This window comes from Acinetobacter halobius (assembly GCF_044130335.1).
Lineage (GTDB): Bacteria > Pseudomonadota > Gammaproteobacteria > Pseudomonadales > Moraxellaceae > Acinetobacter.
This window is the reverse complement of the sequence record NZ_JBIQOD010000005.1, coordinates 58,862-84,052: the sequence shown is the minus strand read 5'-3', so window position 1 is coordinate 84,052 and position 25,191 is coordinate 58,862. Positions and strand designations below refer to the sequence as shown.

Annotated in this window: 17 protein-coding genes; 9 read left to right on the top strand and 8 right to left on the bottom strand. The window is 43.2% G+C overall.

Going from position 1 to position 25,191, the window contains the following annotated elements:
- Nucleotides 1-137: 137 nt before the first annotated feature.
- The 3 genes from ACE01U_RS06525 (at nt 138) to ACE01U_RS06515 (ending at nt 1,789) form a co-directional block, all read left to right on the top strand.
- Nucleotides 138-1,091, top strand: coding sequence for a DnaJ C-terminal domain-containing protein (locus tag ACE01U_RS06525; protein WP_395578989.1), 954 nt, complete (start codon nt 138-140; stop codon nt 1,089-1,091).
- Between the two features lie 10 nt (nt 1,092-1,101).
- A complete protein-coding gene (locus ACE01U_RS06520; protein ID WP_086209667.1) occupies nt 1,102-1,458 on the top strand; it encodes a chaperone modulator CbpM in 357 nt (118 codons plus the stop codon).
- 70 nt (nt 1,459-1,528) lie between these two features.
- Nucleotides 1,529-1,789 carry an HP1242/YdcH family protein gene (locus ACE01U_RS06515; RefSeq protein ID WP_086209810.1) on the top strand — a complete coding sequence of 87 codons (261 nt, stop codon included), beginning with the start codon at nt 1,529-1,531 and terminating at the stop codon, nt 1,787-1,789.
- 120 nt (nt 1,790-1,909) lie between these two features.
- Here the strand turns inward: ACE01U_RS06515 and ACE01U_RS06510 are convergent, their stop codons facing one another.
- The 3 genes from ACE01U_RS06510 to rpsO form a co-directional block, all read right to left on the bottom strand.
- Complete coding sequence (locus tag ACE01U_RS06510; RefSeq protein WP_119064125.1) at nt 1,910-3,145, bottom strand: magnesium transporter CorA family protein; 1,236 nt, start codon at nt 3,143-3,145, stop codon at nt 1,910-1,912.
- Between the two features lie 140 nt (nt 3,146-3,285).
- Entirely contained in the window at nt 3,286-5,373 is a 2,088-nt protein-coding gene (gene pnp, locus ACE01U_RS06505; protein ID WP_395579049.1) for a polyribonucleotide nucleotidyltransferase, read from the bottom strand.
- Nucleotides 5,374-5,647: 274 nt separating this feature from the next.
- Complete coding sequence (rpsO, locus tag ACE01U_RS06500) at nt 5,648-5,917, bottom strand: 30S ribosomal protein S15 (protein WP_004692669.1); 270 nt, start codon at nt 5,915-5,917, stop codon at nt 5,648-5,650.
- A 253-nt stretch (nt 5,918-6,170) separates the two neighbouring features.
- On the opposite strand from rpsO, the gene ACE01U_RS06495 reads away from it, so the two are divergent.
- Nucleotides 6,171-7,469, top strand: coding sequence for a serine hydrolase domain-containing protein (locus ACE01U_RS06495; RefSeq protein WP_395578988.1), 1,299 nt, complete (start codon nt 6,171-6,173; stop codon nt 7,467-7,469).
- A 4-nt stretch (nt 7,470-7,473) separates the two neighbouring features.
- On the opposite strand, the gene ACE01U_RS06490 is transcribed toward ACE01U_RS06495, so the two are convergent.
- The 4 genes from ACE01U_RS06490 to ACE01U_RS06475 all read right to left on the bottom strand — a co-directional run bounded on the left by ACE01U_RS06490 (nt 7,474) and on the right by ACE01U_RS06475 (nt 18,497).
- Nucleotides 7,474-8,421: an IS30 family transposase gene (locus ACE01U_RS06490; RefSeq protein WP_395578987.1), complete on the bottom strand. Its 948-nt coding sequence runs from the start codon at nt 8,419-8,421 to the stop codon at nt 7,474-7,476.
- Nucleotides 8,422-9,236: 815 nt separating this feature from the next.
- Nucleotides 9,237-11,021: an exodeoxyribonuclease V subunit alpha gene (gene recD, locus ACE01U_RS06485; protein WP_395579048.1), complete on the bottom strand. Its 1,785-nt coding sequence runs from the start codon at nt 11,019-11,021 to the stop codon at nt 9,237-9,239.
- 39 nt (nt 11,022-11,060) lie between these two features.
- Nucleotides 11,061-14,813 (bottom strand): UvrD-helicase domain-containing protein, encoded by a 3,753-nt coding sequence (locus ACE01U_RS06480; RefSeq protein WP_395578986.1) that lies wholly within the window; start codon nt 14,811-14,813, stop codon nt 11,061-11,063.
- Between the two features lie 3 nt (nt 14,814-14,816).
- Nucleotides 14,817-18,497 (bottom strand): exodeoxyribonuclease V subunit gamma, encoded by a 3,681-nt coding sequence (locus ACE01U_RS06475; RefSeq protein WP_395578985.1) that lies wholly within the window; start codon nt 18,495-18,497, stop codon nt 14,817-14,819.
- A gap of 178 nt (nt 18,498-18,675) precedes the next feature.
- Between ACE01U_RS06475 and ACE01U_RS06470 the strand changes: the two genes are divergently transcribed.
- Nucleotides 18,676-19,218 carry a hypothetical protein gene (locus ACE01U_RS06470; protein ID WP_395578984.1) on the top strand — a complete coding sequence of 181 codons (543 nt, stop codon included), beginning with the start codon at nt 18,676-18,678 and terminating at the stop codon, nt 19,216-19,218.
- 175 nt (nt 19,219-19,393) lie between these two features.
- Here ACE01U_RS06470 and pap read toward each other — a convergent pair whose 3' ends face one another.
- The gene (pap, locus tag ACE01U_RS06465) at nt 19,394-20,824 is read right to left on the bottom strand and encodes a polyphosphate:AMP phosphotransferase (RefSeq protein WP_395578983.1); all 1,431 of its coding nucleotides are present in this window, start codon (nt 20,822-20,824) and stop codon (nt 19,394-19,396) included.
- 195 nt (nt 20,825-21,019) lie between these two features.
- Here pap and ACE01U_RS06460 point away from each other — a divergent pair, with 195 nt between their 5' ends.
- The 4 genes from ACE01U_RS06460 to ACE01U_RS06445 all read left to right on the top strand — a co-directional run bounded on the left by ACE01U_RS06460 (nt 21,020) and on the right by ACE01U_RS06445 (nt 25,163).
- Complete coding sequence (locus tag ACE01U_RS06460) at nt 21,020-21,724, top strand: DUF8198 family protein (protein WP_395578982.1); 705 nt, start codon at nt 21,020-21,022, stop codon at nt 21,722-21,724.
- Between the two features lie 167 nt (nt 21,725-21,891).
- The gene (ubiE, locus tag ACE01U_RS06455) at nt 21,892-22,836 is read left to right on the top strand and encodes a bifunctional demethylmenaquinone methyltransferase/2-methoxy-6-polyprenyl-1,4-benzoquinol methylase UbiE (protein ID WP_395578981.1); all 945 of its coding nucleotides are present in this window, start codon (nt 21,892-21,894) and stop codon (nt 22,834-22,836) included.
- A gap of 23 nt (nt 22,837-22,859) precedes the next feature.
- Nucleotides 22,860-23,531 (top strand): ubiquinone biosynthesis accessory factor UbiJ, encoded by a 672-nt coding sequence (locus ACE01U_RS06450; protein WP_086209678.1) that lies wholly within the window; start codon nt 22,860-22,862, stop codon nt 23,529-23,531.
- A gap of 12 nt (nt 23,532-23,543) precedes the next feature.
- On the top strand, nt 23,544-25,163 hold the full coding sequence (locus ACE01U_RS06445; RefSeq protein WP_151706438.1) for an ABC1 kinase family protein: 1,620 nt from the start codon (nt 23,544-23,546) through the stop codon (nt 25,161-25,163).
- Nucleotides 25,164-25,191: the final 28 nt, after the last annotated feature.

The window sequence follows — 25,191 nt, the reverse complement described above, 5'->3', positions numbered from 1 at the left end:
TCATCAATCAAAGCCCCTTTCATTGGGGGCTTTTTTCTTGTCATGTTTTGAAACAATAAGGAACATATCTTTACTGTAGAAATCGACTAAAAGGCTGAATAATGATTAAAACTTAATCAATTTATAAATTCTTACTTATGCCGAAGAACCATTATGAAATACTCGGTTTAACGCGAGATGCGACAGCCGATCAAATTAAAAAAGCCTACCGTAAATTGGCGCGTAAGTACCATCCTGATGTCAGCAAAGAAGCCGATGCTGAAACACGTATGCAAGAACTCAACGTAGCTTATGACACCTTGAGTGATGAAACAAAAAAAGCGGAATACGACTTTGAGCTTGACCATCCGCAAGGTGCTCACCAATTTAATCAAAATACAGGCTTTGGTGGCTTTGAGGGTGCCTTTCGGAATGCACAGGGTGGTCAACAGGCACATGATTTTTCGGGCTTTGAAGACTTATTTGGTCGTTTTGGATCAGGCTTTGGTGGATCAAATTATCAATATCAACACCAAAATCGCACACCCCATAAAGGTGAAGACCAACATGCACGTTTAGATGTAAATTTGGATGTAGGCTTCCACGGCACTACCCAAACCATTACCTTACAGATCCCTACTTTAAATGCTTATGGTGAGGCCGAAATTCAGCGTAAAACGCTGGAAGTTAAAATTCCCAAAGGCATGAAAGAAGGACAACAGATTCGTTTAAGTGGTCAAGGACAGTCGGGTATTCAGGGGGGTGAAAATGGCGACCTCTATATCGAAATTTACTACAAAGACACAGACACCACACGTGTTGAAGGGCTCGACGTCTATCACCAATTCAACATTAGCCCGTGGGAAGCCGCTTTAGGACTGAGCACAACTGCCACCCTGCCAAATGGCCGCACACTACAAATCCAAATTCCTAAAAACGCGAAAAATGGGCAACAACTACGTTTAAAAGATCAGGGGATTCCAGCCAAAACCGCTGGGCATTTATATTTAATTTTAAATATTGTTCAACCTCCTGCGCAAAGTGAGCAAGAGCAACAGGCTTACCAAGCCTTTGCTGAAGCCTTTCCTCACTTCAAGCCGCGTCAGTCTTAAGGAGAAAATTATGACGACTATTCATTATCGTGAAATTATTTTAGACGGATGTCGACACGCTGAAATTGTTGATGAACAACATAGCTTTGATTTAAAGCATTTTGCTGAAGCTTGCGGACAAAGTCCGGAGTGGGTTTTACAGCTGTTGGAATATGACATTCTGCCTAACCGACCCGATAACCGTATTCACCAGTTTTTTGGTGATGATGTCTCACGTGCACGGCGAGCCTATCGCTTACAACGTGACTTTGATGCCAGCTTTACTGCTGTTGCAATGATGCTGGATTTAATTGATGAGGTTCAAAAACTCCGTCGTGAAGTGAAACACTTACACCTCACCGACCCAGTTAAACCAACTCAGCACTAGTTCTATAAAGAAAGATTGGCGCATGCCTTTCTTTCTTTTTTTTATGCTAAAAGAGGATTTGACGGCAACCATGAAACTTAAAGTTTGTAATAAAAAGACCAAGCACATGTTTCCTGAATACCGAGACATGATTCAACAGCTTAGAGAAGACAATCCGCATTTTTCTAAAATGTTTGATGACCATGAAGCGCTGGACAAGGAAATTTGTTTACTCGAACAAGATCCTGTTCGGATTCATCGTGGAGAGATTGAGCCCCTCAAACGCAAAAAGTTGTTCATTAAAGATCAACTTTATCGCATTTTAAAAGGAGCTCAACTCAAAACCTCTTAAATTTAAATGCTCTGCAACGCCCACATATCCGACTAATAAATTGAACAAGGATAGCGTTTGCCTCAAGAGCGTCAGGTTACAGCGCATTTGCTTTAACTGTCGATACAGAAAATCACCCAATTATTTTAATTTGGTGATTTTCTCTAAATCTTTAATCGTGCCTTTCACGGTTTGTTTAATCGGCTCATAATCCATAAACCAAAACAGGTTCATATGTTGATCCGCATGTTGTTGAGCCAGCATATCAATAACACTCTTTTCCCCGCGACCGACCAAATGCCGTCGATAGAAATAATAAAGCAACGTCATGGTGGTCATAAGCATAATGCCGAGCATAATCCAAAACCCTGTAGGTGACTTCAGCCCAGGAATAAACTCAAAATTCATTCCATATACCCCAGTCAACAAGGTCAGTGGTGCAAAAATAGCAGTGATAATCGCCAAAATACGCATGTTTTCATTGGTTTGATTAGCAATCGCTGAGAAATGCAGATCAATAGCGGCCTGTACCGCACTTCTCAAACGAATCGTGTGCTTTTGAATACGTTCAATATGACTGGTCAAATCGTCCACACGCACCAACATGATGTCTTGTTTTTCACTGCGCTTTTTCCCTTTCAAGTGCGAATAATTATCCACAATTTCATCGCGCAATTCCTGCAAAGTTTCGATCTGTTCTTCACACAAATTTTCTACCTGCTGAAAAGCCATATTTTCCTGCAATAATTGATGCCATCTGGTAAAACGACGATGCCCTTGCAAAAGCTCCTGCTGCCAAAACTCGACCCGCCGCGTGAGCGGAACTCGCAAGTCCAAATAACCATCGACCATATGGTTTAATAAACGCAGTGCTAAATCTAATGGAGTCGATGGGAGTTTTCGTGGCTTATTATGTTCTTCAATCGGACGCCCCAAAACAGTTTCAATCCGTTGAATATAACTTTCAACTTCTTTATTGCCCTGCTCTCTAACTGTAATCAAAACTTGTGGCGTGAGCATAAAACTAATGGGTGTCGTCGCCAAACCAAATACGCGCTCATGCTTTTCAACAGCCTGTGCATCAATCTTGATTTGGTCATCAGGTGTAATCAGCTTTCGGAAGATCAATAAATCATAGTCTTCCAACGTGTCGAATGCACAAGGATGTTCTAAATTTAAAATATCACGTAGGTGGTATTCATTTACCCATATCCCTGTTGCCGCGTAAATGTCTTGTTGCCAATGTTCAGCGCGATTTACTACGTCTTCACGGCTACACTCCACCCAGATAAATTCGGCTTCCTGCTCTGCAATCGGTTGTTTCTGCACATAGGTATGCTGTGCAGTAGGATGTTGATAGAAATAATAGCTTTGCATATCTCATTTATTATTGTCTGTCTTAGCCAGCATGATGCCATAAAAAAAGCCCTGAGCAAGCCAAAGTTTAATTTGGCAAAGCTCAAGGCTTTTCAATATCGCTCAACTCACATAGAACATACTCTGTGAATTGTCAGAACTTAAACTTGCTCGATGTCTTTCATCGTCAATTTGATACGACCACGGTTGTCTACGTCCGCAACTTGTACCTTAATTTCTTGACCTTCTTTCAACACGTCTGCCACGTTCGCAATGCGCTCGTTTGAGATTTGTGAAATATGAAGTAGACCATCAGTACCTGGAAGAATGTTAACAAAGGCACCGAATTCAACGATACGAATAACTTTACCAGTGTAAATTGTACCTGGTTCAATCTCAGCAGTCAGTGCTTGGATTTTTGCAACAGCAGCAGAAGCGGCTGCTTTAGTTTCACCAAATACACGTACTGTACCATTGTCTTCGATATCAATCGCTGCCTTGGTTTCTTCTGTAATGGCACGGATGGTTGCACCACCTTTACCAATCACGTCACGAATCTTGTCAGGGTTGATGTTGATGACTTGGAATGTCGGCGCATGCATTGAAATTTCAGGACGCGCACGTGAAATCACTTGGTTCATTTCATTGAGGATGTGCATACGACCCGCATACGCTTGGTTCAATGCAACTTCCATGATCTCTTCAGTGATACCTTCGATCTTGATATCCATCTGAAGTGCAGTAATACCGTTCGCAGAACCAGCTACTTTAAAGTCCATGTCACCTAAGTGATCTTCATCACCTAAAATGTCAGAAAGAACTGCGAAGCGCTCGCCTTCTTTGACTAGGCCCATTGCAATACCTGCAACTGGTGCTTTCAATGGAACACCTGCATCCATGAGTGATAATGAAGCACCACATACAGAAGCCATAGAAGATGAACCGTTTGATTCAGTAATATCCGATACAATACGAATCACGTACGGGAAGCGGTCAGCCGCAGGAAGAACAGCTTGAACACCACGACGCGCCAAACGACCGTGACCAATTTCACGACGCTTAGGACCAGATTCACGACCAGTTTCACCGACAGAGTATGCAGGGAAGTTGTAGTGCAACATGAAGTTGTCAGTTTTAGTCCCTGCTAGGGTATCAACCATCAACGCATCACGTGTATTACCTAAAGTCGTGGTTACCAATGCCTGAGTTTCACCACGTGTGAACAATGCAGAACCGTGAGCACGATCTAACACGCCAACTTGAACGTCAATTGCACGTACAGTTTTCGTGTCACGACCATCAATACGTGGCTTACCAGACAAGATGTTGTCACGTACTGTACGGTATTTTAAGTCTTCAAATAATTCGTCAACTTCAGCAGCAATACCAGTTTCATCTTCTTCAGGAACAAACTGAGCAACAGCTTCAGCATGAAGCGCATCTAATGCAGCATAACGGTCTTGCTTAACAGCAATTGTGTATGCTTCAGAGATTTTCGCTTCGAATGCTTCTTTCAATTTATCAAGAAGTTCTTCGTTTTTAACTGGCGCAACCCAAGTAGATTCAACTGCGCCCGCAGCTGCAGCAAACTCTTTAATTGCTTGAATTGCAATTTGCATTTCGTCATGACCGAAAAGTACAGCGCCTAACATTTGGTCTTCAGAAAGCTCTTTCGCTTCAGATTCAACCATCAATACAGCAGCTTCAGTACCTGCAACCACAAGGTCAAGATCAGATTCTTTAAGCTGTTCTAAAGTTGGGTTAAGGATGTATTCACCGTTGATTAAACCAACACGTGCGCCTGCGATTGGGCCTGCAAATGGAACACCAGCAATAGACATCGCAGCTGAAGCACCCAACATTGCAGCGATATCGCCTTCCATGGTTTTGTCCGAAGAAATAACAGTCGCTGTTACTTGGATTTCGTTGTAGAAACCTTCTGGGAACAATGGACGGATTGGACGGTCAATAAGACGTGAAATTAAAGTTTCAGCTTCAGACTGACGACCTTCACGCTTGCCATAACCACCTGGGATACGACCTGCAGCATATTGTTTTTCTTGGTAGTTAACAGTCAATGGGAAGAAGTCTTGACCTGCTTTTGCTTTTGGTTGAGCAACGATTGCAACAAGAACCTGTACACCACCCATCGTGATCACTACAGTGTTTGCTTGACGAGCAACACGACCTGTTTCTAAAACAACCGTGTGTTGACCATATTGGAATTCTTTACGAATAATATTAAACATAGACATGTATTGTTTTTTCCTAGTTCTTTTGAACAGTTATTTATCTAGTGGAGACCCCTAAGGTTTGGCATTCACATTACTTTTTTCAAGTAACGGTGGAAATGACAAAGCTTAGAAGCCGACCTCACCAGAAATTAAAAACATGATTTTAAGACACAAAGAAGGAGCGAAACATTCGCCCCTTCCCCATTACCTCGCGAAAGCGAGGTAGACTTTCTTTTTCAGCGATAAAGCATTCAAGATGCGATAGCCCGAAAATAAAAGTTTAATCGAATTAACGACGTAAACCTAAAGCAGCAATCAAGTCGCTGTAACGAGTAGCGTCTTTACCTTTAAGGTAGTCAAGAAGCTTACGACGTTGGTTAACCATACGGATTAAACCGCGACGGCTATGGTGGTCGTGTTTGTGCTCTTTGAAGTGACCTTGTAAGTCATTGATTTGAGCAGTTAAAAGAGCTACTTGAACCTCTGGTGAACCAGTGTCGTTTTCAGCGCGAGCAAATTTAGCAATGATCTCTGCGCGATCTGCGTTTGTTAAAGCCATTCGATTTCTCCGAGATGCTTATAAGTTACATTTGATACAAATCAAATTGATTCTTCAAAACCAATTTGACTGCCGTGCATCACTACAGCAAGTTCGATATTTTAAGGGATATGGCGCTATATTGCAAAAATGTTTTAAGTTCACAGTCAATTCAGCAACTGACTGCTTTGTACAAATCATGCACACTAGTGACAATGAGAATTTTCAATCGCAGACTCAAGTCAAATAAAAAACAAAGAATAGTGAGAAATTTGTGAAATTTTTATCCGCCAATACCTGTTATGTTCCCCAAGACCTCAACCACGTGATTCGTTCTAAGGATGAGGTCTCTGCTACTTTGGGTGGCATGAATGACGTACAAATTCAAAGCATTTGGGCCAGTGTAGAGTCCCTATATAAAACAGGAAACTACCCTTTTATCAGCCTCTGCTTACGTCGTCAGGGACAAATATTGTTAAATCGCAGCATTGGCTATGCCCAAGGCAACTCACCCGATGGTTTAGCGGCAGATGCAAAAATTGGCACACCCGATACACCAGTTTGCTTATTTTCTGCCTCTAAAATCGTCACAGCCATGTTGATTCATCTGTTGAATGAACAGGGCCAACTTAATTTACTGGATCCGATTAGCCACTATATCCCTGAATATGCGGTAAATGGCAAACAGCGTGCTACCATTTTTCATTTGCTGGCACATCGTGGTGGCATTCCTCGTATAGACAGTCAAGTCACACCCGAACTGCTATTTGATAAACATCAAATTTTAGAACAGCTTTATGCCGCACGACCTGTTTCAGCTTCGGGCACACACTTGGCTTATCATGCAGTTACCGCTGGCTATATTTTAGGAGAAATTATCGAGCGGGTCACAGGTCAGACGGCTCGTGAATTTCTAGCCCAAAATATCGAAAAGCCTATGGGACTAGATTATTTCAACTATGGTTTAAAACCTGAGTATCGAGCAGATGTCGCTTTAAACTATGCCACAGGTCTACATCCCAGTTTAGGCACAGATCATTATCTTGGTCGCGTCCTTGGTGGTGGTCTACAGCTCGCTGTCGATATCACCAATGACAGCCGTTTTATGGACACGATTTGCCCCGCGGGCAACATTTATACCAGTGCTGAACAAGCTGGTCGTTTCTTTGAAATGCTCTTGAGTGGTGGTGAATACCAAGGCAAACAAATCATGAGTAGCCAAACTGTATTACGCTCGACATTGGCTACATCAGGAGTCAGTTTAGATCGGACATTATTAGTCCCAATGCGTTATGCCTTAGGCCCAATGTTAGGCAGTAATCCTATTGGGTTATTTGGACCCATGACGGGACAAGCCTTTGGACATTTAGGCTTTTCCAATATTCTTTGCTGGGCCGACCCAGAGCGTGATATTAGCGTGTCACTGTTAACGACAGGCAAATCAGTCGTCGGGACTCACTTACCCGCTTTAGCAAAAACGCTTTATCAGATCTCAAAGCATTGTCCAAAAATTTTAAAGAGTCAGCGTCGCTTATTGTTTGCTACAGATCGGACAGAAAAAGATTTCATTTAAATACTTAGATTAGCATTTGAAGTGCAACACCATGCTCTTGAAATAATACCTGACTCGGACTTCTAAAGCCGAGTCTTTTTCTTGGTCGGTAGTTCAGTTTTGCAGTGATCTCTTCAATATATTGATCTGAATAATCATTTAAATCACTTCCTTTCAAAATATATTGTCTAATCAAGCCATTTGTATTTTCATTTGTGCCTCTTTGCCATGAGCTATATGGATCTGCAAAGTAAAAATCTATTTCTAATGCTTTTGCAATCTGTGCATGCAAACTAAATTCTTTACCATTATCTGCTGTGATCGTCTTTAAATTTATCTTCATTGGACTAAGCAATTCAATCGTAGTTGTTAATATATCTTCTCTCTTACGATTACAACATTTCTTCAACCAGAGATATCCTGTTTTGCGATCAACGATCGAGACCAATGATTGCTGATGATGTTTACCAACGATCGTATCAATCTCAAGATCTCCAAATCTTGAACGCTCTTCAACAACTAAAGGTCTCTCTTTGATATTTCTACGATTCGTGAGTTGACCACGTGTTTCAGGGTGACCATATTTTCTTTTACGTTGATTTCTAAAGCGTAGATTCTTATACAAACTTCCTCCAATACGTTTATCTCGATGAATATAGCGATAGATAGAATGCAAACTCACGGCAATATGCGAAGAAATTTGTTCTGGGCTCCATTGCAAAGACAATAACTTTTTTACCTCTTGCCATTGATCTTGTGAAATGGTTCTAGGATTTGGAGATAAACGCTTGCGAGCTAACTTATGAGCATGCTTTGCAAAGTAACCATTTCGACTTTTATTACGTTGAATTTCACGAATGATTGTAGAAGGTGTTCTTTGAAGTCTGAATGCGATATGCCGTTTAGAAAATCCTTCACGCAGTAAAGCGTAAATCTGATATCTTTCTTCTTGGGTAAGATGAGTATAGTTCATTGTGAAACTTTGACTTTGGTCGGTCGGTAGCAAAATGCTATTTCATCTTGCTCCAAACCTAAATTAATCTCTGTTGCACTTCATCTGAGAATCTAAGATATAAAAAAAAGCCCAAGTAGAACTTGGGCTTTTTTGCGCTGTAGTTTCTTCTATTTTTGTTCTTGTTGTTTTGTTTATCATTATAATTATGCGCTTTTCCGCGCTTTTTATTAAACATTCCATGTTTAATCAATCACGTCCTTATGTGACATATTTTGCCACATACTGCATGAGAAAGAAGTCGTATTTTTCGCATCTCTATGTAAGCGATTGCTTACAAAAAATCCTCAATTCATCCATATTTATTCAAAACATGTAGAGGAAAAATCCACTTATAAATTTAAATATATATTAAAAACAAAATATTAGATTAAAAAACTATCTTTTCAAGCTCTTCCCCTATCTCCTTTAAAAAACATATACTCACACAAGTACGCACAATATTTTTCTCAGTTGCAATGATGGGTCAAATCTCTCTGGATAAATGAATAAACAATTTTTGTCACAATCTGCCAATCCAGCAGACATAAAAAAGCCTTGTAGTCTCTCCCAAAACTACAAGGCTTAGCGGCTGTAAGTTTCCTCTTTCACTTACTTCACTGTAAGTTCGCTGTCTACTGACGTTATTATTATCTTTTTGCGATTATACTCAACATTCCGTGTTGAGCTCTTTATGTGAAGCCATCTTCTCAAAAACCTCAGTAAAGCTCTATGCGCAAATCTCCTGAATCAATGTAAGCTATTTCGTACAAAGCTCTTGTTTGTTTATTAAAACTTCACAATTGAATTTGTTGGTTAATTTTTCTTGATAGACCACTCTGCCGTGTCGTTCGTGTCACGATTGAGTGCACAAATGCATCACTATTCGCTAGTACGCTCACTACTTTTTTCGCACGTGTAATTGCAGTATAAATCAACTCTTTACTGAGTAATTTTTCAGCCTGCTGATCTAAAACCACCGCAGTATGAGTAAACTCAGAGCCTTGCGATTTGTGAATGGTCAGCGCAAAAGCTGTTTCTATATTTTTGGGTAATCGTGTCGCCATAACCCATTTATCCAGACTGGGGAAATAGACCTCAAACTGTAACTTACCTTGTTGAATACGCTCTAAGCACAGGCCAATGTCTCCGTTCGACAACCCCAGTTGATAGTCGTTATAGGTCATCATTACTGGACGGCCTAAGTACCATTCGCCTTGTTTGATTTGTTTTGATTGTTCCAATAAACGTTGCTCGATTTGCAAATTCAGCTGTTTTAAGCCGAAATGCCCATGACGTATCGCAGCAAGAATTCGATAATCATCAAAACATTGAACTACTTTGGATACGAGAGACTCATTAGGATTTTGCTGATATTGCTTTAAAGCTTCGATATAGCCCTGAAAGCCGAGCATCAACAGATCATAATAATGTTGTAACTGCTCTGCAGATAAAGCTTGCTCAGGCAAAAATTCGAGTTGTAGACAATCAACCTCGACCTGATCCAGCTCAACCACCTTCAAAGTCGTGGCATGTACTACTTGCTGTTGAAAAGTGTGCAATACGGTCTGTTTTTCGGCAGGATGCTTACTTAAATCAAAACACGGTTGCTGTTGAATAAATTGTGCCAACTTTCCAATCCGTGCATCTGATTTGAAACGGCGACTATTGACCAAATTGACTCTATTCTCAGCCAAAGCGGGTACGTGTTGTAAATCGGCAAGTACAGAACCGACATCGACCGAAGCCAACTGATCGGCATCTCCCAATAAAATCAAACGGGCTTGGTTCGGCATGGCTGCAAATAGCATCTGCGCCAAATTTAAATCCAACATGGAGGCTTCATCAACGACAATCACATCATAAGGCAAGGGTTGTCTGCTATGAAAACGCGGCTGTTGCGTGTTTCCTAGGCCCAAGAGTCGATGCAATGTCACAGGGTTTAAGTTTTTCAAATCTGGGCTAACTAAGTCTTGTAATTTTTCATCCTGAAAAGAATTCTGAAGGGCCTCTTTCATCCGCTGCGCCGCCTTACCTGTCGGTGCAGCCATCGCAATACGAATATCAGGCAGACTCTGCTTAAGCACCGCAATAATCCGCGCCAAGGTATAGGTTTTCCCTGTGCCTGGGCCACCTGTAATGATCGCGAGCGCCTGCTCGGCCACCATCGCCAAAGCCTGTTTTTGATAGGGATCTTCAAGTAAATCGGCATAAGCTGAAAGATCCACTTGCGTTAAATTTTGCAGTTTTAACCGTGCTACTTGCTCGGCCAAGGACTGCTCTAAAGCCCAATAACGATACAAATATAATTGCCCCTGATCATAGACAAACGGCGCTTTTTGTTGCTGTGCCTGCTGTTCATCTATCATCAGATCATTTAAGACAGTGGTAGCTTCAGCTGAAACCGAAATACAACTCTCACCGCGTAGCATGGCTTCAAGGACCTGTTGAATCACTTCACTTCGGGCTTCGGTGGGGCCTGTTTTACTTAGCGGTGACTGCTGAATAAACTGACTCCAACGCGTTAACCATGTATCTATCTCGACAGCCTGATCAATAGTGGCTTTACACACATTTTCCACACGGTTATCCTCAAAGTTATCCACAGCTTAATTGTTTGTTTATAGGTGACTAATTTCACTTAATTCAGCAGTTTTGCCTACATGATTTTCAGTAGAAGTATCCTCAGCAAAATAACCCAAGATGGCATCTAGTCTTAAAATAAACTCTGGGCTGGCATGCCAACTTAATACACCTTGGTTGGGCTGCCCATTCATCCCTCTCAAATAGAGATAACTCGCCTGACCCAGATGTTCTTCAATATCATAGTCCAGCAAATTCACTGTTAAATAACGATGCAAAGCCACCAAATACAAGCCCGCCTGCAACCAATAACTGGCATGTGACATATTCAATTGGATTGCGTCATAACTATAGCTCTGCTGATCTGCCCCTAAGAAATTACTTTTATAATCGGCAATGTGATAACGCTGACCATCAAAATAAACCAAATCAATCGAACCCGTCAGGTAACGAGCAGAGTTGGCTTCATTTAAGTCGAGCAGATCAATACCATATTCTTGAAACAATGCCTGTATGCGTTTAATCGCCAACACATGATCGGACAAGGACAAATAAAAAGGAAACTCAGCCAAGTGCTCATCGGCTTTGAGTTGCTTCAACTGAAAACCTGCATGCAAAGGCGTTTCGAGCACATCTGCTAACCACTCTTGCATCCACAGCACCAATTGAGTTTCATCATCCTGCCCAAATTCGTGTTGATATTTGCCCAATAACTCTTGCCACAGTAAGGGGCTATCATTTTTAAAACGACGATGAATTTCCAGTCCCCAGTCACGTGAGTCCTGAAAGTCAATATGCTCGAAAATTTCGTGCAGGAAAGTTCCCGCAGTCGTCCCCATTGGAAACTGCCGTTTAATCCACGCCAAAGGCTGACTCAGTTCCACATCCTCAAGTACAGGATGATTGATCTCATCATCCGCACTGCCAACTTTCTCATTCAAAACCGCCAAGGCATCCATTGCCTCTTTACGACTCAAATGCTGTGCCAACGCGCTAAAACTGGTTTTGGAACGTGGATAAAAACGCTGTTCAGGAAAGGCCAAAGCTTGCAACTGAATCACCTCTTGCTGCTCCGCTGGCTGTAAACGGATCGGCTTTTCAGTCAGCAGCACCTCATCACCACTGGCAGGATGCTCAAACAGATTACCGGCTTGGCCACGCCAAAATGCCAATGCCGTATTTGATTTATATTCCTGATCTTGCAGTAAGGCATATACGCGGTGGCTGGCGCGGGTCAGTGCGACGTACCATAAGCGATGCTGTTCTGCTTCGGCTCGTTCATTGTGTTGATCAATTGCGGCGGGATCTAACAGATTGGCATCATTTACCGCTACGATACGCTGTAACTCGCTCTGCCCTGTCGTCGGATTGATCTGTTCCAGCGTTGAAAAATTTAAGGTTTTATTCATTTCCTTAAAGTCTTTGTCGGCACCCAGCAAGAACACAATTTTAAACTCTAGACCTTTGGACTGATGAATGGTCATCAGCTGTACGCCTGTGGCATTGGAGAGTTTTCGCTCCAACTCCCACTCACGTTCCGCTGGTAAATGTAACTGTTTGAGATACCAATGATACAGTTTCTGCGCGCCTTGAAACTGCTCACTATGCTGACTCAATAACTCAGTCAAATGCCGTAGATTGACCACAGTCCGTTCGTTGTCTCGGCTTTGGTAGGCCACCAAGTTTTTCCACACCTTAAACAGGTTTAAAGCGTACTGCCATGCACTTAAAAAGCCTTTATTGATCCACATGTCACGGATATCATCAAAATCCGCCATAAACTGGCTCAGACCGTTGGCTTGCTTTTCCAGTTCCAGTAACTGTTTTAAATCAATTGCCAATAGCCTGCTCAAAAGCGCACGGCGAACTTTGGCTTCATCAAAAGGATGCATCATTGCAGTCAATAGCGCACCGACATCTTTCGCGACCTGACTTTCAAACACACTGCGTTTAGACGGACGGTTGACCAAAATTCCCAAACGCTCTAGTTCAAACTGAACTTTGTCCAAGCCATCATGGTTTTTCGACAACACTGCGATATCATTTGCACCCATAAACTGTGGCGGATCATCTGCCACATACAGTTGCTGTTGAATGCCTTGGTTGATTAAATCACGGATTTTCCATGCCACTTGTTGAGCTTCATTCTTTTTATCTTCAAGTAACAGCCAACGCAGCGGAACATGGTTTTCACCCTGTGCATCGACCAAAGCGGGATGGGGTCGAGTCCCTGCTTCTACAGGCTGATAATAGACCTGCTCACCAAAGTCCTGTTGGCGTTGGAATAAAGCATCCACCACCTGTACCAGCTTTTGCACAGAGCGATGATTATATTTCAAACTATACTGCCGACCTTGCTTTGCCAAAACATCTAAACGTGCCTTGTTATAGGTCAGCATGTCCCCCCCACGAAAGCCATAAATAGCTTGTTTCGGATCACCGACCATAATCATACAGCCTTGATGATAGCGCTCGGCATCACGCCAAATCCGCGCTAGCATGTCATCTTGGTCTTGGTTGGTGTCTTGAAACTCATCCACTAAAATGAGTGGATAGCGTGCTTGTACAAACTGGGCAAAGCGCCTGCCCTGCTCGCCCTGTAAAGCTTCTGACAAGGTCCGAATTTGTTGGGCAAAAGTCGTTTCACTCTTTTGCTGCAACACTTGTGGTAAACGCTTTTTCACCTCGGAGCTTAAGTGATATTTTAAATACGCATCCAGCACATCCAAATTAAGCTCTAGCTCTGCCAACGCCTCTAGGAAACTGCGCACCTGTCGCCACACTGGATGCTGTTCAAACTGTTCCAATACATCCACGGCACATTTGTTTAAGACTTTTTTCGTCGCGAGGTCGGTCAAGTGCTTTAAGGTTTTTTCAAAATGTGGCGCAAACAAGGCATAAGCCCGTTGCTCTTTCAGTGCAGTCAAAAAAGCAGGTAAGTCCTGACATAAAATACGCTGCATCAAAGCATCGGTGCGCCACTTTTTCCCCAGCACTGCATGGTACTGCCCCTCAGGAGCATAATAGTCCTTCAAGCTTTCAATTTGCGTCACATCCAGCGCAGTAAATTGATCAATGGCTTGTTCAAATTGTGTCAAATCAAGTGCAGGTTTTTCCACCTGTTGAAACTGTGCTGATGCAAAGTTCAAACTATTTTCGACAATCGGCACATAAGCCTGTTCGGTTTTTAATTTTTGTTTTAACAGTAAATAATTCACCACAGGCTGCGGCTGTGCCTGAATCCACTCGCGTAACACATCATGAATGAGCTGTTGAGTATAACTCTGCGCATCATCGGTGATATCTGCACGCTCAATCTTGCCACTTTCAAAAGAAAACTCACGCAGTAGCTTTTGACTAAAACTGTCCAATGTCCCGACAAATAACTCATCTAACTGGTCAATCACTAACTTCAAACGCTCTTGAGCGAAACCGACCCGCTGTGCATAGTCTGTCAGCACTTTGATAAAAAGTGGATCCTGTTCAACAGATATTTTGGCCTGTATTTCTCGCTCGGTCAGACTCTGGCAACCTTCAAAATAACGTAAGGTTTCAATCAAACGTGCTCGAACGCGACTTTTCAGCTCCGCGGCGGCAGCACGGGTGAAGGTGGTTGCAATCACCTGATTCGGCAAATAGGCTCCGAGAAAAATGCGTACCATTAAACTGGATAAAGTAAAAGTCTTGCCTGTACCTGCTGAAGCCTCAATCCAATGCAAGCCCTGAAAGCTCATATCGGCAATGGGTTGATAAGACATGTTCGATGGAGTGACCTGAGACTGGGCTGTCATGACTTAGTCCTCAAGGCTTTGCTGATGCAAAAAAATCGGATGATATAGCTCATAAGAAAACTGCTCACAGGCATGGGCAAGTAATGCTTTGGCATCCTGCTCTTGTAAAATAAACTGCCAGTCGCGGTGTGCTTTATTGGCTTCATTTTCAGTCATTGAAAAACCACTAAAGCGACCATCTTCTTCCCAAACTTTATAAATGGCATCCATATCCGCAATCACCATCTGTTCCTGATCATTCAGTTGCCATTCATGCATTTTATCTTTTTCTGCAATTTTCAACAGCAAGGCCGCAGGTAAAACCAAGGGCTGAGTTTGTGCATACTCCCATGCTTTCAACCAAGGCTTGAGCCATTCACGCGCCTGATTTGAACTCACACCAGTACATAAAATGGTTCGGTCACTAAACACCACAATGCGTTGATATTGCTGTCCGCCCTCACCTAAATTCACATAAGCCAACCACAATAAATACTCCAACCAAACTTTGGCACGGCGCTTTGCTCTTGCACTAGACGCTTCCAGACTGACCCATTTTTCAGCACTGTATTTGGCTAAGGTAATATTGATCTGTAAATGTTCATTCACCTTCCAGACTTGTTGGGTCGTGGCTGTGGCCTCAGGTGCATAGCGTTGTAAACGGGTCAGCAAGCGCTGCTGCTCAAGCACGCTCATTTGCCAGACCCCATCTTGCACTTTACCAATCGGGAGTTGATCCATCAGAAGGTTGGCATCTGCTTCTGCTTCATGTTGTTGTAAAAAATGACGAATGGCATAACGTCCTAAACCATCAAGTAGTAACGGCTCTTGCGTTGCAGGAATCTCTTCTGGTTTTAAGTTTTCCACGCCTAAAGTCTTGAGATACAGCCGTGCAGGGAAAGTGATGTCCTGAATCCACTGCTGACTATCAAGAACTTGAATGTCTTGCTCTAATTTTGGATACCGCGTGTTGACCCAACTGCTGCGTTGCCCTGATGCATGTTGTAGTTGTCTCGCGACCTGAAACCATTGATCTTGAAAACGGATACTGTGCTCAGACTCAAAACCACATGGATCAAAAGGCAATAAAGGATGAACATGATACAGCGATGCCAACTGTGCAGGCACAGCCACGCCATGCTGATCAACCGTTGCATTGACACTCTTGGTCTGTGTGTCAGGCTGCACAATAAAGGCCATATGCTGAATCAGTTCTTGCAACACTGTAGACGGATCACGGACTTCACCATCGTTGATATCAAAGCCATTATAAAATAACCATACGTTCTCTTGTGCCAACAACAACGCATCTAGAAAAGCCCTTTGATCGTCTTCCAAACGCGAACGATCCCCCAGCTGTGGCTTCAGTAAATCCATCAAGTCAAAAGGCAAATGCGCACTGCGGTTAGGAAACTTGCCACTGTCCAAGCCCAACATCACAATCAGCTTATACGGCACAGGTCGAATCTGACCAATTTGACTAAATGTGATCTGCCCTGTAGGTTCAGCATAGTCCAATTGCGCTTCTAAGGTCTTTTGAATTTCCTCTAACACATAAGGTAAAGGTAAACTTAAACTGCGCAGTGCATGATGATCGTGTTCGTCATAGAAACTTGCCAAAGTCAGCATACGTTCTTGTTTTTTGACGATCTTATACACTGCGGCCAAAGACTCGACACCTGCAGCTTCAAACTCGCGAATATCATCCATCAAACAATTCAGCCAAATTTCTGCCGTCGTCCGTTGTCCTGTTTCATGCGCGATCATCCACTCGGAACGGTGTTTAAAATCCTGATAAATTTCAATCAAAACACCAATCAGCTCAAAATCACTCGACTGTACTTGGGCATAGCTCAAGGTCTCATGAAACAGCACATGTTCTGGTACAGCGACGCCCAAAGCCAAACGATCTAAAGCAAACTTCAGACTATAACGATAGTCCTCATCCCCTGCGGCCAGACTGCGTTTTAAATGTTCAGCATCTAATCCGCGCTTAAAGCCCGCGTTGATCAATAGCTCAGTCATCCGCTCAATCATATTCATGTCTAAGCCATAACGTTGCTGCGTTGCATTTAAACTGAGCCAATCGGCAAAGTCCTCAATACTGAAACGCCCCCGCACCAAGACCATCCGTCCCAACACAGCTCGCCATGCATTTAAAGCATCAAGTTGAGTCACGCCTGCCAGCTTAATTGGCAAATAAATACTGTCTTTACTCAGTTGATGGCCCTTTTGCAAAGCCTCACGCTCATGCGGAGGCGGTGCAAAAACACTGCGAATAAACGGCTCTAGCTCAGTCAAACTCGGTGTCAACACCAAAATATCGCTTGGACGTCGCGGTGCTTCAGCCGTACCCTGAGCCAACCAATGCGTCAGTTGATCTTTGAGGACTTCAAGCTGTCTGAGGCTGGAATGACAGACATGAATCTGAATTGAATCATCCTGTTCAGCCAAGACATACTGATGCTGTTCAGGCTCTACCAAATACAGGACATCAGACTGAATTTTACCAAGTAAAGTTTCTGGGTATTCATCCACAAAGACATCGGCCCATACTCCATCTTCACCTGAAGAAAGACTGGAAAGTAAAGAGAAATGGTCGCGTGCCTGTTTACCAAATCGGGTCAGTAAAGGATGACGAGACTCTCGGGTTTCTGCATTAAAATTGAGGGTAAACTCATCAAAAAACTGCTGAATCTCTGCATCATTGGCATTTGGATTTTTTTCAATAAAACGCTGCTTTACCCGCGCGTCATAACGCGCTTTCCAGTTAGGATCGACACTGTCCGCCCAGTATTCTTGCGATGGGTTATAGTGAAAAATAAAGATATCAAGGTATTGCCCCAAGCGGTGCAAAAACTCCAATTGCTTTGGCGGTAAATCTAGAACAGTAAACACCACCAACTGCGCAGGTAACTTTTTCAGCGCAGCTTCTCGGGTCTCTGCTTGATCGAGTAAGTCCCAAAATGCCGTATCAATACGCTGAATTTGTTCAAAGTCGGCATGGAACACCACCTGCCAGAGCCAACGTTGCCAAGCCTCTAGCTCATGCGCTTGATTGAGTTGGAAAGCACTGAGTTCTTGCTGAGTTTTAAAGAACATCTGCTCCAAATCAAGCGGCTGGTTTTTGCCCCACGCTTGTAACCAATTGGTCTGACAACGGCAGCTTTGCACTGGACAACCTTTGGTGCAATGCCCACGATAATCCATATAAAAACTAAACAGCCGTGAAACCTGCTCCGCCACCCAATACAGCATGCTTTGTTTTTTCAGCTGTTTATCAATGCCTTGTTGCAAACGGTCAGCACTGGCATAAATCCGCTGAATAATAGGATATAACGGATGGGCAACCTCTAAAGGATTCAGCTCAGCCTGTATAAATTCTTTTAAGGCTTGGAAGACGCGCCATTTAATAATCAATCGCGGAATATTGGCTTTACGGACTTCATCTTTTTGATCGAGCAAAACCCACTGATAAGCCGACCATTGAAAACCACGGATACGATGATGAAACTGTGTGTTGGCACTGATGCCCTGCTGTTCTGCCAACTTTTGTGTTAGCCATGCCTCAACCGCAGGTGAAGGGACAATAAAGTGCTGTGCTTGCAGTACTTGAAAGGCATTTTTGGCCGGTTTAAAGACGGTTTTTTGCATGGCTTGCAACAGAACATCAATACGCTGACTTTGTATTACGTGTATTGCCATGTTTCCTCTCAAATGACCATCTTATGAAAAATCTACAAAAGCACACAGATTATTGACTATACTTCTGGTTCTGTCTATGTCACTTTGATGACATATTTCTATTTAAAATTTGCTTTAAAATAGACACTTTAAGCAAAACTAGAATCAATGTGAATCAGGATATTTTAGGGTTTAAAAGATGAAATTAGAGCACATTCCAGAAAAAATTGATCCCGCTTTAAATTTAGAACAAATTCGCGAAGAATGTTTAGAACTGGTTAAAAAACGGGCTTATGTTTCCGCAGGTGCAGCGGTCATTCCTGTTCCTTTTCTCGATGTGGTGATTGATGTCGGGATTTTGTCACAACTAATCCCTGAAATTAATGCCCGCTTTGGCCTAACCCCTGAGCAAGTCAGTGTTTACGACCCAGAAACCAAGCAAATACATTGGTCAGAACTGCGTAAACGTGGCGTGGAATTCTCTGGACTGGTGGTCGCACGTACAGCCGTGAAAAAATCCATCAATAACATGGCAGCCAAATTCATTACCAAACAAGTCACCAAATTTATTCCCCTTGGTGGACAGATGATTGCAGCAAGTTTGGGCTACTTTGTGATGAAAAAAATTGCAGAAACCCATGTCGAGGAATCGTATAAGTTGGCTAAAGGTATTCAACTAAAACAGGTCGTTGAACAAGGTGTTCCTGTTGCAGCGCCGGTGACCCAAATTCCTTTAGGTTAATAATTAGAGCTGAATTATTCTCTATATAAAGATGGTCAAATCACCGTCATGCCAGTCCATTAGAAACCTGACTGGCATTTCTTTTTAAACCCTAAATTCTTTCCATACGCGACAATATCATTCGCAACCTGCTCAACCTTGAATAAGCCAAATGACCTTCCTCTGGGTCTCTTACTTAATCTGAGGTTTCTCGATCTGCTTTGAGCTGTTTTAAAATTGCCCTTAAAACCTCAATTCGTGCCTGCTGCTTATCATTGGTAGAAATGATATACCAAGGGGCACAGCGCGTATCGGTATGTGCGAACATATCTGCAGCTGCTTTTAAATAGTCATCCCACTTGTCGCGATTACGCCAATCTTCTTCCGTAATCTTAAAGCGTTTATGCGGAGTACTTTCACGGGCTTTAAAACGCGCCGCTTGCTCATCTTTATCAATCGCCAACCAAAACTTTATCAGCACCGTTTGACTATTCACCAAATTTTTTTCAAAACGATTAATTTCCGCATAGGCCCGTTGCCACTCCACCTCGGTTGCGAAACCCTCGACTCGTTCAACCAGAACACGCCCATACCACGTCCGATCAAAAATGGTAATGTCATCCGACTGCAACTTACTCCAAAAACGCCACAAATATGGACGACGTAACTCATATTTTTCAGGTGCGCCAATGGTATGAATTTCATATTCCCGTGGGTCGAGCTTTTTCACAATGCGCTTAATCGCTCCCCCTTTACCCGCAGCATCCATCCCTTCAAAAGCAATCACCACTTTACGGTCATCACAGCGGATGGCATCAGCCACTTGTTTGGTCAGTTTCTTTAACTCTGCTTTATAGCTGTCCGCCTCCGCGGTCACAGGGGCAAACTGCGTCAAACTTTCTGGTACAGCGGCCTGCTGCCACTTTAATGCCGCCTTTTTCTCGTGTTCTGGACAGTGACATAACGCCGTTAAAATGGCTTGTGCAAAATTGTGATTACGCACATCTTCATCTTCACCATCAATGATTTGCCAGTCGTCAGTGAAGCGCATACGTAGTTTTTGCAAAGTGTCGTATTGTTTTTTATTACGCCAGTCTAACCCATGCAACTTATGCCAATGCACTTCACTCGGGTCCATGTCATCTAGACGTTTTTGCAGAGACTTCCACGACAAATCGAACCAGACTTTTAACACATCTACATTGTTGTTTTTTAAGTCCTGCTCAAAAGCCCGCATATTGCTGATGTATTCGTCAAACAAAGTGTCGTCTAAAGGCTTGGAAGCATGCATGGCCGTAGCCAACAAGTCCCCATACCAGTTACCAAACCACACCATAATTTGTCCCTCAGCAGGTACAAATCGAGTATAAGGCTGCCAAAACGGTTGTTTTAGATTAAACAAATGTGGAGTATCTGCTTTGACATATAAAAACCGCGGATCGACCCATTCACGCAGTTGCTTCACTGCTTCGCCCTTGCCCGCAAGCTCGATTCCACTAACCAGAATCACTAAACTTTTTGCATTACTCTGATCACGGGTATTCATCAACGCATATTGCGCTTCAATTAAATCCAATGAAAGTTGTTCTTCATTCAGCTCTGTATTGACTGTTATTTCTGTGTTCATAACCCCGCCTTTCTTGTATTTAATCAGATCACTAGACCCCAAAAGATCATGCTATACATGGTTTTCAAAGCTACCTTTTGACTACTTCTACAGCAAACTGACTGCAAATAAATAGTTTTTTTGTCACTTTGTCATAGCGAGTTCGATCATCACACACTAAGATTTAACTATCTTAAAATAGAACTGAGACAGCAAATGTCCAAACTCGCCGCCCTCGATGAGCTTTTAGAACAGTATTACCAGTTACATTATCATCAAGATTCGGTGCTCTTCCAACGTTTGCAGGATGTACAAAGTTGGCAAAAACAGCGAATGCAGCGCACTCACAACAAAGCTTTCGCAGAAAAGCAAAATCTGTTGATGGCCGAGTATTTTATCAACCGTTTATATGGTGGCCCAGATTTTGATGCTTTGGCGGGACAAATTGCACGTTTAAATCGCTATGCACACAAAGCTGAAAAATTGATTCCTGAAAATGCCATTAAAACAGGTACCTCGGGAGTTGAATTGGCGATTTTGGCCGTACGACTAGACGAACAAGTGGCGATACAGCTCCTCAAGGAACATCATCCTAACGAGCCTTTAAGCGACGACTTAATGCGCCAAGCCTATTTAAAACTGGAACAAGGCGAAGATCGTCTCAAACAATTGTATTTACTCGACCAACTCGGTAAAAACCTCGATAAATACATGCGCTCTTTTATGGTCTATACCGCTTTTAAGATGTGTAAAGGCACCGCCAATAAATACAACTTCAATATCATGTATGATTTTATGCAAGATGGCTTTTTGGCCATGAAACCGCTAAAGTCGGCGGAGAAATTTGTGAAAGACTTTACTGCGGTGGAACGTCAAATTATTGACAAAGTACATTCGGGTCATCTATACCCATTTCAGTAAATTTCAGATTATTCCTTGATAAAAATAAGGCAGTGGCTGCATAGCTCTGCTGTTTTTCTGTATATTATTCAGCACAATTGCATGATGGTTACTGTACAACGTCTTAGAATCTGTCATCATGCATGCACTGCAACATTTACCCTATTGCTATGTTAGGAGTGACTCCCATGTCGAATGAAAATCAAACGCCTACCGCTAATCCAGAGTCGGCACAAAACACAGACAAAGTGAGTCCATTTTTAACTGAACCATTACCCCAAGGCACAGCACAAGGTCAGCAAAAATCATTACAACAACAGTTGACTGAAACCCCAGTGACGGGTTCTGTACCCAAATACAATCTTCCTCGCGGTGCTAACACAGGCAACGTCGGTAGTACCACACACTTTGGTTACCAAACGGTCAGCAGTGAAGACAAAGCTCAAAAAGTGGCTGAAGTTTTCCACTCAGTTGCGAGCAAATACGACATTATGAATGACTTGATGTCGTTTGGTATTCACCGTCTGTGGAAACGCTTTGCGATCAATATGTCTGGGGTACGTCGTGGTCAACGCGTGCTAGATATTGCTGGCGGGACAGGTGACTTGGCTAAAGTATTTAGTCGTGAAGTCGGTCCTACTGGTCATGTGGTACTTTCAGACATTAACGAATCTATGCTTAATGTTGGCCGTGACCGCCTGATTGATGCTGGCTGTACCAATGTTGATTTCGTATTAGCCAATGCTGAAACCCTAGAGCCATTTGAAGACAACAGCTTCGACCTACTCACCATCTCATTTGGTCTACGTAATGTGACCGATAAAGATGCGGCACTTGCTGCGATGTATCGCGTGCTTAAGCCAGGTGGTCGTTTATTGGTCTTAGAGTTTTCTAAACCTGTATTTGAGCCATTTTCAAAACTGTACGACCTATACTCGTTCACCGCACTGCCGATCATGGGAAAAATCATTGCCAATGACTCAGAAAGCTATAAATATTTAGCCGAGTCGATTCGTATGCACCCAGACCAACGCACGCTCAAAGGCATGATGGAAAATGCAGGCTTCCAAAACTGTGACTATCACAACCTGACAGGTGGTATCGTTGCTGTACACCGTGGTTTTAAACTTTAAAATTAAACGTTTAAGGGCAAATTATGTGGTCGATTCTGGCACTCGGTGCAGTTGAACGATTAATTCATCATGTGATTAATTTGGATGCGATCACTCGCATCCAGCTCAATGAACTACAAGGCAAGATGTTACGTGTGGTGATCGCATCCCCGCAACTGTCTGTAGATGTGTTCTTTGACCACACTAAAGTGCGCTTAGAACCTACCGTTACGGGGCATAGTGAAACAGCATCCATTTTTGAACAACGCCCTTTTGATCAAGCTCAGTCTCACACCCCAGCAACCGCGACTTTAACGGTGGCCAATGTGGTTGAGCTATTCAAGCTTTTACTGGCGGATGATGTTGGCAATATCCCGCTCCAAGGTGATTATCACCTTCTGCAAGATATTCAACGGATTATGCAACAAGCTGAGCCAGACTTGGCTGCGCATCTAAGCCCGTGGCTTGGCCCAAGTTTGGCGCATGAACTGGCCAAAATCCAACTGGCACCGAAGCACATCAAACAAACCTTACAAAGTCATTTGTTTTTTGCTGAAGATGCCTTAAAAGAAGACAGTGGTCTATTTGCCCCGCGTTGGCAAATGGATGATCTACACCAAGACACCCGTATTCTGAATCAAAACTTAGATCGTGCCGAAGCCAAAATTCAACAGCTTCAAGCACAGATTGACACTCAAGACTCAACTCAAAACTAGGTATTTGCATATATGATTCCGCACGTTTCACGTTTACTCGAACTTTGGCGCATTGCCGCGCACTATAGACTCGACACGTTGTTTCCTGCGGAAGAATTGCCTGAAAAAGCACGTCATGCACTAGGGCTAATTCGCATGCATCCAGCGGCATGGTCCAGCCGTGAACGCAAAAACCCATTGAAGCTGAAACTGGCTTTAGAGGAAATGGGACCACTGGCGATTAAAATGGGACAACTCCTGTCTACTCGTCGTGACCTGATTCCACCTGAAGTGCTACAACAACTGGTTTTACTCCAAGACCGTGTCAAACCGTTTGGTTCTGATGTGGCGAAAATGCGTATTCAAGAATCACTGAAAGCCGATGTAAATACGCTGTTTGCACGCTTCGACGAACAGCCATTGGCAGCCGCCTCGATTGCTCAAGTCCATACGGCGGCTTTACATGATGGCCGCGAAGTGGTGGTGAAAGTCACCCGTCCCGATATTCGTAGTCAAATTTTACAAGACTTTGAAATTTTAGAATGGCTGGGCGACTTTCTGGAAAAACGCCTAGAAGCCGCGCGGGCACTGCACTTATCTGAAATTATTCAGGACTATCGTCAAGTCATTTTAAATGAACTGGATTTGACCTTAGAAGCCGACAACACCCGTCGTATGCGCCATTACTTTACAGGCTCAAGCATGATGTATGTGCCTGAAGTCTATATGGACAGCAAAGACGTGATGGTGGCTGAACGCATTACGGGCGTTCCCATTTCAGACATTGAAACCTTTGAAAAGCTGGGCATGGATCGTAAAGATCTGGCGGAAAAAGGCTTAACCATTTTCTTTACCCAAGTCTTCCGTGACAACTTTTTCCATGCCGACATGCATCCGGGCAATGTCTTCGTTGAAACCCTCAACCCAAGCCAACCACGTTATATTGCGTTGGACTGTGCCATTATGGGTGAGTTGTCGAAGCACGACCAAATGACTGTGGCACGTATGCTGCTTGCAGTCATGAACAGCGACTTTATGCAACTGATTCAAATCGTGCATCAAGCTGGTTGGATTCCACCGGGCACAGACCAAGATGCTCTAGCACGTGAAATGCGTCGCACGGTCGGGCCAATGGTGTCCAAACCCATGCATGAATTGGACTTCGCAGGCATTTTGATTCAAGTGATGGATATCGCACGTCGTTTCCATTTGGAAATTCCACCACAGTTGATGCTACTGCTTAAAACCCTCGTGCATGTTGAGGGTTTAGGCACAGACCTTTACCCTGAGCTGGACATTTGGAGTTTAGCAAAGCCAATCCTGACCGATTGGATCAAAGCACAAATGAATCCACAGAAGAACCTAAAAGAGCTGGGACAAAAAATTCCGGACTTACTTTTAGGGGCGCAAGACTTCCCAACGCTGTTGGTCGATAGCTTAAATGGTCTTAAAAACCAATCGGCTTGGCATGCTAAACAGCTCAATGAATTACAAAGTATGCGCTTGCAAATGGAGCATCAGCAAAAACGGAGCTGGATTTTTGGTAGTCTCATGGCCATTTTGCTGTCGATTGCGATTATCTCGCCATGGTTTATTTCAGTGATCTTAATTGTCCTCACTGGCTTACTGGCGGTGTGGCGTGTGTTTAAATAAACGCGTTCTGCTGTATTAAAAGCCTGAG